The sequence below is a fragment of the Nostoc sp. UHCC 0251 genome (genome assembly GCF_034932245.1).
GTDB lineage: Bacteria > Cyanobacteriota > Cyanobacteriia > Cyanobacteriales > Nostocaceae > Nostoc.
Map to the genome: position 1 here is coordinate 1 of NZ_JAYGHD010000158.1, position 7,841 is coordinate 7,841.

At 39.1% G+C, this 7,841-nt stretch carries 6 protein-coding genes; all 6 read left to right on the forward strand.

All coding sequences use genetic code 11. The features are described 5' to 3' along the window. On the forward strand, positions 1–1,247 hold a 1,247-nt coding region (locus VB740_RS16035), incomplete at its 5' end, for an alpha/beta fold hydrolase (RefSeq protein WP_323200963.1). A gap of 385 nt (positions 1,248–1,632) precedes the next feature. Next, the gene (locus VB740_RS16040; protein ID WP_323200964.1) at positions 1,633–2,448 is read left to right on the forward strand and encodes a phytanoyl-CoA dioxygenase family protein; all 816 of its coding nucleotides are present in this window, start codon (positions 1,633–1,635) and stop codon (positions 2,446–2,448) included. A 64-nt stretch (positions 2,449–2,512) separates the two neighbouring features. Continuing rightward, positions 2,513–3,310 carry a hypothetical protein gene (locus tag VB740_RS16045; RefSeq protein WP_323200965.1) on the forward strand — a complete coding sequence of 266 codons (798 nt, stop codon included), beginning with the start codon at positions 2,513–2,515 and terminating at the stop codon, positions 3,308–3,310. 59 nt (positions 3,311–3,369) lie between these two features. Continuing rightward, positions 3,370–4,476, forward strand: a complete 1,107-nt coding sequence (locus VB740_RS16050; RefSeq protein ID WP_323200966.1) for a zinc-binding dehydrogenase — start codon at positions 3,370–3,372, stop codon at positions 4,474–4,476. 39 nt (positions 4,477–4,515) lie between these two features. Further along, the gene (gene proC, locus VB740_RS16055; RefSeq protein WP_323200967.1) at positions 4,516–5,337 is read left to right on the forward strand and encodes a pyrroline-5-carboxylate reductase; all 822 of its coding nucleotides are present in this window, start codon (positions 4,516–4,518) and stop codon (positions 5,335–5,337) included. A gap of 101 nt (positions 5,338–5,438) precedes the next feature. After that, positions 5,439–7,430 carry an ABC transporter ATP-binding protein/permease gene (locus VB740_RS16060; RefSeq protein WP_323200968.1) on the forward strand — a complete coding sequence of 664 codons (1,992 nt, stop codon included), beginning with the start codon at positions 5,439–5,441 and terminating at the stop codon, positions 7,428–7,430. The last annotated feature ends 411 nt before the right edge of the window (positions 7,431–7,841 follow it).

Here is a 7,841-nt window from a genome sequence, read left to right on the forward strand (position 1 = left end):
AGCTACCAGAATACATGGTGCCAAACGCTTTTGTCATCTTGGAATCTATGCCACTCACTCCTAGCGGCAAAGTAGACCGACGTGCATTGCCTGCACAGGATTTACACAGTAGTAATTCAGACAAATATATAGCTCCACGCAACCAAGTAGAACTGGAACTAACGCAAATCTGGTCAAGAATTTTGAAAATTAACAAGGTGGGAGTAAAAGATAACTTCTTTGACCTTGGCGGTCACTCCCTTTTAACTCCTTACTTAATGGCTCAAATTAAAAAGCAGTTTGATAAAGACATTGCGATCGCCAGCCTTTACCAAAATCCAACTATTGAACAATTGGCAACTATCGTGCAAAAAGATTCAGATTCTAAGAGTGGATCTCCCTTAGTCGCACTTCAGCCGCACGGTTCTAAGCCACCTTTGTTTTGTCTTCCAGGGGCTGCTGGTTATCCCTTTTACTTGTATGATTTAGCCTGTGGTCTGGGTTTAGACCAACCATTTTACAGTTTCCAAGCAAATGCTCTTTGTGAAGAAGGAGAACTAATTACCCAGGTTGAGGATGTAGCCGCCCATTATATTCAAGCACTCTTAGTCGTTCAACCGCAGGGGCCGTATTTTTTGGCAGGGCATTCTTTTGGTGGTCAATTAGCCTTTGAAATGGCGCAGCAGTTACTTTGGAAAGGTCATAAAGTGGCTTTAGTTGCCATTCTTGATACTTCAGCACCTTTTCCTTTGGAAAAGCCATTACATTTTGATTGGAATAATAGTAAATGGTTGGCTGAATTAGCAAATGCAATCGAAGTTGTTTATGACAAAAATATGAATTGTTCTGTCGAGACTCTTCAATCTATGGTTTGGGAAGATCAGCTGAAATACGTTCTAGAAAGTTTAAAAAATGCTGATATTTTGCCTCCTGACGATGACATTACGCACCTTAATAGTATGGTGCAACTGCTCAAAGCTAACTCTTCAGTAAATTATGTGCCACAGGAGGTTTATCCAACCCAAATTACCCTCCTGCGTGCCAATGAGACTGTCATCAATTTTGATGAATCTGATAGTGAATTATCTTCTAATGTTTTGCAAGATTTGGACTGGGGCTGGAACAATTTTTCTGCCGAAGCAGTAGATGTTCATTTTGTCCCAGGTAATCATATGACGATGATGCATCAACCCCACGTTCAGGTCTTAGCAAAACAGTTGAAAGCTTGCATTCAACAAGCACAAGAATCTACAAGTGATGGGGTATGAACGAATGGCACTAAGATAACGGCAAACCCATTATATATAAGGCTTTTGGGTGTGGGGTGTCGGGTGTTGGGTGTAGTGAGGAAGAAATTTATTTGTACCCCCACTCATATAAAATTTTCTTGATTTTTTCCTACACCCTACACCCTACCCCCAACACCCAGCCCAGACGAGCTTTCAGCTTTTCTTAGTGCCATTCGGGTATGAACCTTCTTTTGATAAGCAGATTTGGACTATCAAGAGTACTTTTGTTTAAAAGAAGGATCGCTATTGAGGTAAAGATTTGCAATTGAATGAGCATTTATCAGCACAATTTCCTATCAATGATTAGTTGCCTTGAGGCATCAAAACAATACTTCTGTTCTACACTTGACAACTGGAGAAAACCATGAAATTAACGACAGACAAAATAGAATATTATCAAGAAAACGGGCTACTATTCATTCCAGAGGTTTTCTCGACAAAAGAAGTCGAGAAAATGCATACTGCTGTCGAAGATTTGATAGTAAAAGATACACCAGGACGAATTTTAGAAAAAGACAATAAAACAGTTCGCGCTCTTCACGGATGCCACACTACTACAGAAGTGTTTGATTCTTTGGTTCGACACCCTAGCCTTCTAACATCTGCTTGTGAAATTCTCAACAGCGATGTATATGTTTATCAGTTTAAAATCAATTTTAAAGCAGCTTTTGGAGGAGATTTGTGGCCGTGGCACCAAGACTTTGTTTTTTGGGAGCGAGAAGATGGTATGCCATCTCCCAAGGCATTAAATGTAGCGGTTTTCTTGGATGAATTTAATGAGTTTAATGGGCCTATGTATTTCATTCCTGGTTCTCACAAAGAGAGTCTTGTTCACTTGGGACAAATAGAATCGTCTGAAGTTAATGGCCAAAAAAATGAATGGAAGTCTAATGTCAGTGCTGCTCTCAAGTACTCCCTCGATAAGGAAACGATCGCCAAACTAGCTATTGAAAAAGGTATGGTCGCACCAAAAGGCCCGTCAGGATCTGTTCTTTTCTTTCACTCTAACTTAGTACATGGATCGGCATCCAACATTTCTCCTTATGATCGCAGGCTCCTGATTATCACTTATAACAGCATCAACAATATACCAAGCTTCAAGGGGCAACCCAGACCAGAATTTTTGGTGAGCCGCGACCACACACCACTACAGCCTCTACTTGATAAAGTTCTTATTTAGCCCGCATCGCGTAGATATTAAGTGAGTTCATTTGAGTTGAAACTGAAATGTAAGGAATTGTATTATGACTGCTACTTCTAACCAAATCAAATCCAATATTTGGGACAAAAAGCAAGAGTATCCCTTAACTACAGAGTCTTTAAGAATGCTGCTGGAAAACCGAATTCCTTTAATTCGGCTAAAAGAATTTGCCACACCCCAAGAGTGTGAGATGTTAGTCAATCAAGCTGAATTATTCAACTTCGACTGCTATCAAGATGTAAATCCTAAGATTGAGCGAATTGGTATCACAGTCTTTGAATATAATCGCATTAGTAAAGCAGCTTATTTTCAAGCAGTAGAACGCACAACTAAATTAAGAGACTGCATTATGGCAGCCTCTTTTAATCCATTAGAACGCTTAATGGTGAAAATTCGAGAGTGTACGGGCGCGACTGTACGAATTGCTTCGGAACCACTGTATGGTAGTTATTATGCAGGACTGATCAGAAAAATAGAGAAGGGTACTCAACTTCATATTGATTATGCTCCGTTAGAACAATCAAAATGGGAAATTGGTACAGTTATTTATCAACTTTCTTGGAATTTGTACTTGAAATTTTCTCCAAACAATCATGGTCAAACACGCATTTACGATCGCCAGTGGCAACCAGGAGATGACCAACATAAACTCGATTCCTACGGCTATGATGATACAGTAATTGCAGATGCAGACGCGATCGCCTTCCAACCTTATGTAGGAGATGTGTTCATTTTCAATACACGCAACTATCACACTGTTGAACCGATGGATGGACAACGTGTGACTTTCACTTCTGCGATCGGATTACTACCTAACGGTGAAATTATTTTGTGGTCTTGAATGTGGTAAATAACTAAGAAGCAGGAAGCAATTTGGTAAATATAGTGAGGAAATAATTCATGCCCTTAGCAGCTGTGATGACTGCACCTAATCAACCAGTTGAAGTCCAACAATTACCAGAGCCGATTCTAGAAAAGGGTGGAATCATTCTTGAAACCTTATATTCTGAGGTTTGTGGAACTGATGTACATTTACTACATGGGCGTTTAGAGGGAGTACCATATCCCATCATCCCTGGACACTTCTCAGTTGGTCGTGTGGTGGAAACAGGTGGACAGGTTAATGATGTCAATGGTAAGTTAATTCAGCCTGGAGCGATCGCTACTTTTTTAGATGTCCACGAAACCTGTTACAACTGCTGGTATTGTCTAGTAGCCAAAGCATCCACTCGCTGTCCAAAACGCAAAGTTTATGGTGTTACCTACTCAGCAAATGATGGGTTGCTGGGTGGTTGGTCTGAATTAATTTACCTCAAACCAGGAGTTAAAGTTCTCACTTTACCCGAAGAAGTCTCACCGAAGCAATTCATTGCTGGAGGGTGTGCTTTACCAACTGCACTACACGCTATTGATCGAGCGCAGATTCAAATTGGTGATGTCGTCGTGGTACAGGGTTGCGGGCCTGTGGGTTTGAGTGCGGCAATTCTAGCTTTGCTCTCAGGTGCAGGCAAAGTGATTGCCATTGATAAATTTGAGAGCCGATTAGTAGTTGCAAAATCCTTCGGTGTAGATGAAACCCTTGCAATTAGGGCTGATGATCCAAGACAACATATTGAGCGGGTTTTGGAATTAACCAACGGACACGGTGCTGATGTCACTATTGAAGCCACTGGCATTCCCATTGCTGTCAAAGAGGGCTTAAATATGACCAGAAACGGAGGTCGCTATGTTATTGTCGGGCATTACACAAACACGGGTGAAATTCTCATCAATCCACACTTAGAGATTAATCTAAAGCATATTGATATTCGCGGAACTTGGGGAATTGATTTCAGCCATTTTTATAGAATGATTGAATTACTAAAACGTCATAGCGATTCCAGTAAAAATATTGCTTGGTCAAGCATAATTAGTCGTTCATACACACTAAAAGAAATTAATCAAGCGCTGGCAGATGTAGAGCAAGGCTCTGTATTAAAAGCTGTGATTCAACCTAATCTATCTTGATGCCGATATATCAAATGACTTAGATAATAGGGAGAAGATATGCTCGAAGATTTACAAATTGCCTTTATCGGCGGTGGCACGATGGGCGAAATGATAATTAGTAGATTGTTATCAACGAAAATTGTTCCAAAAGCTGATTTAATTATAGTCAGCGATCCAGTTTCTGCGCGATGCCTTCATTTAGAAAGGGAATATGGAGTACGTACTACAACCTCCAATATAGAAGCGATTCTTGGCGCATCTATTGTGATATTGGCGGTGAAGCCGCAGGTTTTGGCAGAGGTTCTGGGTATGCTTAAGGATAAAATTCCACCTAATGCTTTAGTAATTAGTATTGTGAGTGGAGCGAATATTTCATCTCTGTGCCAAGGGTTAAATCATCCTGTTGTTGTCCGTACAATGCCCAATATTGCAGTACAAGTTGGTCATGGGACTACAGTGTGGAGTGCATCATCAAGTGTGACAGAGATACAGCGATCGCATACCCAAGTCATTTTACAAGCATTAGGTAAGGAATTTACTACCCAAAATGAACATTACCTTGATATGGCAACGGCGTTGAGTAGCGCAGGGACTGGATTTGTGTTTCTCTACATCGAAGCGATGATTGATGCTGGCGTTCAGATGGGTTTAACTCGGACACAAGCCCAAGAATTAACATTGCATACGATTGCTGGTAGTGTAGAACTGATGTTTCAGACTCATGAACATCCAGCAGTTTTACGAAACAAGGTAACAAGTCCTGGGGGAGTGACTGCTGCTGGTCTTTACGAGTTAGAAAAAGGTGGTATGCGAACTGTTATTTCTAATGCAGTGCTTGCCGCTTTGAGCCGCACTCAACAATTAGGTAATATCAGTTAAAAATTAGCGCTGATTGGGGTTACTCATTCGGTACTTATTACTGATTATTCAACACTAAAAAGTATTAAAGCTGATAAAAGATTTTAATTTATTTCTCAAATATGCCAACCCAAGTTGTTCAAGCTCAACCCTCAAAGAATGTTTTTTCAGATTTTATCCAATTTTGGGAAAATGCCAAAGCGATCACTGGGCCTTACTGGTATCCAACAAAGCCAGGACAAAGAGCATTCTCAGACGTAATTCGTGCATGGGGAATGCTTATTCTCCTAATATTAATAATAATTGCATTTGTAGGTATAACTGCTTTTAATACTTTTATTAATCGCTACATAGTTGATATTATACTTCAAGAAAAAGATTATTCTAAATTTATTAATGTTATATACTTATATGCTGCTGGACTTGTTTTATTAACGCTTTTATTAGGATTTTCTAAATTTGTTAGAAAACAAATTGCTCTTGATTGGTACAAATGGCTTAATAATCAAATTTTAGATAAATATTTAAGCAATCGTGCTTATTATCAAATTAATTTTAAAACTGATCTTGATAACCCAGATCAACGTTTATCCCAAGAGATTGAACCAATTACCAGTAATTTCCTCTATTTTTCAGCTACTTTTCTAGAAAAAGTACTGGAAATGATAAGTTTTACAGCAATTATCTGGTCAATTTCTCAACAGATTGCTATTGCTCTGGTTATTTACACGATTATGGGCAATTTGATTGCTGTTTATTTAAATCAAGAATTAAATAGTATTAATCAAGCAGAAATTGAATCTAAAGCTGACTATAATTACTGCCTAACTCATGTTCGCACTCATGCTGAATCAATAGCTTTTTTTCGGGGAGAAAAACAAGAATCAAATATAATTGAACGCCGATTTAGTAAGTTGATAACAAACATTAAACGTAAGATTGATTGGGAGAGAAATAGAGACATTTTTAACAGAGCATATCAGGTTGCCATCGAACTTTTTATGTTATTCATACTTGCGCCTTTATATATTAAAGGTGAAATTGATTTCGGACAAGTTGGACAAGCTAGTGTAGCTAGCTTTATGTTTGCTACTGCTTTGGGAGAACTAATAACTGCATTTGGCAGTTCTGGAAATTTTTCGAGTTACGTTGAACGTTTAGCTGAGTTTTCGAGTGCGTTAGAAGAAGTGACCAAACAACCTGAGAATGTAAGCACCATTAAAATAATAGAAGAAAACCATCTTGCTTTTGAGAATGTTACCTTACAAACGCCTAACTATGAACAGGTAATCGTTGAAGACTTGTCCTTGTCTGTTCAACCGGGAGAAGGTTTATTGATTGTTGGGCCAAGTGGTCGAGGTAAAAGTTCTTTATTGCGAGCGATCGCTGGTTTGTGGAATGCGGGAACTGGCCGTTTAGTGCGACCTCCATTAGAAGAAGTTTTATTTTTACCCCAACGTCCTTACATAATTTTGGGAACTTTGCGCGAACAATTGCTCTATCCTAATACCAGTCGTCAAATGACTGATGCAGAACTCAAAGAAGTTTTGCAACAGGTCAACCTACAAAACTTATTGAGTCGAGTCGATGGCTTTGATACAGAAGTTCCTTGGGAGAATATATTATCGATAGGAGAACAACAACGCTTGGCTTTTGCACGCCTGTTAGTTACTCATCCTAGCTTTACTATATTGGATGAAGCAACAAGTGCTTTAGATTTGCAAAACGAAGGAAGTTTATATCAAAAGTTACAATCGACGAAAACAACATTTATCAGTGTTGGGCATCGGGAAAGCCTCTTTGATTATCATCAATGGGTTTTGGAACTTTCACAAGATTCCAGTTGGCAACTTGTGACTGTGCAGGATTATCGAAATCAAAAAGCAATAAATATTCAAAGCACGTCTAATAATGAGCCGCAAAATCAATCTCAAATATTGACAGAAACAATCACAAGTGAAAAGCTCAGTCATAAGGAAATAAGTGAATTAACTAACTATTCCATTAGCACTATTAGAAGTAAGGCAAGCAAAGGAGATTCTATTACTACTAGGGATGGCTTGACGTATCGCTATGACAAGAACTCAAGTGTGTTGAAATGGCTGAGAGTTTAGCGGTTAGACAATCTGTTCAGTCTGTTGAATTATCGCCTGTAAAAGAATATAGCGCTTCTCACTTGAGTCCAATACAGACCTAACCCCCAGCCCCTTCCCGAAGCGGGAAGGGGAGCAAGATTCAAAGCCTCTCTCCTTTTAGGAGAGAGGTAAAAGTGTGTTGCTTCCATTCAAGAACTGCTATAGTTTTCTATTTTGATTTGCAAAAATCGTCCTCATAACCCCGACTTTTTTAAAAAATTGGGGTTTTTCTTGTTCACTAATGACTTATGACTGGTGTGTATAAGAATCAAGTTTATTATTAAATCTAATTATGTATGAAAGAAGTTAACAGCAAAGAAAACAGGCAAGAGTAGAGGCAATACTTTTCGGTTAAGCATTTTTAACTCGGAATCGGGTTTGGGGTAAAGG

Excerpts from the sequence above, each read along its gene's own strand:
- VB740_RS16045 (WP_323200965.1), top strand. The coding sequence starts at position 2,513 with ATGACTGCTACTTCTAACCAAATCAAATCCAATATTTGGGACAAAAAG.
- VB740_RS16060 (WP_323200968.1), top strand. The coding sequence starts at position 5,439 with ATGCCAACCCAAGTTGTTCAAGCTCAACCCTCAAAGAATGTTTTTTCA.
- proC (WP_323200967.1), top strand. The coding sequence starts at position 4,516 with ATGCTCGAAGATTTACAAATTGCCTTTATCGGCGGTGGCACGATGGGC.
- VB740_RS16040 (WP_323200964.1), top strand. The coding sequence starts at position 1,633 with ATGAAATTAACGACAGACAAAATAGAATATTATCAAGAAAACGGGCTA.
- VB740_RS16050 (WP_323200966.1), top strand. The coding sequence starts at position 3,370 with ATGCCCTTAGCAGCTGTGATGACTGCACCTAATCAACCAGTTGAAGTC.